Source organism: Thalassobius sp. Cn5-15, from assembly GCF_022347685.1.
GTDB lineage: Bacteria > Pseudomonadota > Alphaproteobacteria > Rhodobacterales > Rhodobacteraceae > Thalassobius.
Genome location: NZ_JAKRGF010000016.1, coordinates 1 through 1,760, shown reverse-complemented (window position 1 = coordinate 1,760; position 1,760 = coordinate 1). Strand labels below are relative to the sequence as shown.

The window sequence follows — 1,760 nt, the reverse complement described above, 5'->3', positions numbered from 1 at the left end:
CCAAGTGCGCCAAAGTCATCTTCGGCAATTTTGCGCAGGATGCGGCGCATGATCTTGCCGGAACGGGTTTTCGGCAGGCCGGGCGCCCACTGGATCAGATCCGGCGCGGCGATGGGGCCGATTTCGGTGCGGACCCAGGTGCGCAGCTCTTTGCGCAACTCTTCGCTAGGTTCCTCACCGTTCATCAGGGTGACATAGCAATAGATGCCCTGGCCCTTGATGTCGTGAGGATAGCCCACCACGGCGGCCTCAGCGACTTTGGAGTGCGCCACCAGCGCGCTTTCCACCTCGGCGGTGCCCATGCGGTGGCCAGACACGTTGATCACATCGTCCACACGTCCGGTGATCCAGTAATCCCCATCCTCGTCACGACGACAACCATCACCGGCGAAGTAGTAGCCTTTGTAGTCAGAGAAATACGTCTTCTCGAACCGGTCATGATCGCCCCAAACGGTGCGCATCTGGCTGGGCCAGCTGTCAGCAATGCACAGCACGCCTTCGGTCGGGATGTCGTGGATTTCCTCACCCGACTGCGGGTCCAGAACCACCGGTTTGATGCCAAAGAACGGCTTCATCGCCGACCCCGGTTTCAATGCGTGGGCACCGGGCAACGGCGTCATCATGTGACCGCCGGTTTCTGTCTGCCACCAGGTATCAACGATGGGGCATTTGCCCTTCCCGACCTGCTCGTTGTACCAATTCCACGCCTCAGGGTTGATCGGCTCACCAACGGTGCCCAGCACCTTCAGATCGCTGAGGTCGTATTTTTCGACAAACTCGTTGCCCTGTCCCATCAGCGCGCGGATCGCGGTGGGGGCGGTGTAGAACTGGTTCACCTTGTGCTTTTCACAAACCGCCCAAAACCGGCCTGCGTCAGGGTAGGTCGGCACACCTTCAAACATCAGCGTGGTCGCGCCATTGGCCAACGGGCCATAGACAATATAGCTGTGACCGGTGACCCAGCCGACGTCTGCAGTGCACCAGAAGATATCGCCCTCATGATAGTCAAAGACATATTCATGGGTCATCGACGCATAGGCCAGATAGCCGCCAGAGCTGTGCACAACACCTTTGGGCTGACCGGTGGAACCGGAGGTATAGAGGATGAACAGCGGATCTTCGGCGTTCATCTCTGCCGGGCGGCAGTAGTCGTTCGCCTCCAGAGCCATTTCGTTGTAGTCAAAGTCACGACCATCAATCCACGTGGTCTGATCGCCGGTGCGTTTGACCACCAGACATTTCACCGTGTCCTTGGTGTGCAAGAGCGCCGCATCCGCGTTGGATTTCAACGGGGTCTTGCGGCCGCCACGCGGCGCAGTGTCGGCAGTGATCAACACCTTGGCATCACAGCCATTCACACGCGCCGCCAGCGCATCCGGGCTGAAGCCTGCAAACACGATAGAGTGAATGGCGCCGATACGGGCACAGGCCAGCATAGCATAGGCCGCCTCAGGGATCATCGGCAGGTAGATGACCACACGGTCGCCTTTGCGCACCCCCAGTTCCTCAAGCACGTTGGCCATACGGCAAACGCTGGTGTGCAGCTGCTTGTAGGTGATGTGCTGCGCCGCCTCATCGGGGTTGTCCGGCTCAAAGATGATCGCCGTCTGATCACCCCGGGTGTCCAGATGGCGGTCAATACAGTTCGCCGCAACATTCAGCGTGCCATCCTCAAACCATTTGATCGACACCTGCCCAGGTTCAAAACTGGTGTTCTTAACCTTGGTGTAAGGTTGGATCCAGTCAAGACGTCGACCGTG

The 1,760-nt window shown here is 58.9% G+C and carries 1 protein-coding gene; it reads right to left on the bottom strand.

What is annotated here, in order from left to right; all coding sequences use genetic code 11:
- Nucleotides 1–1,760: acetate--CoA ligase (gene acs / locus MHM86_RS16985; RefSeq protein WP_239201795.1), on the bottom strand; the 1,760-nt coding region annotated here is incomplete at both ends.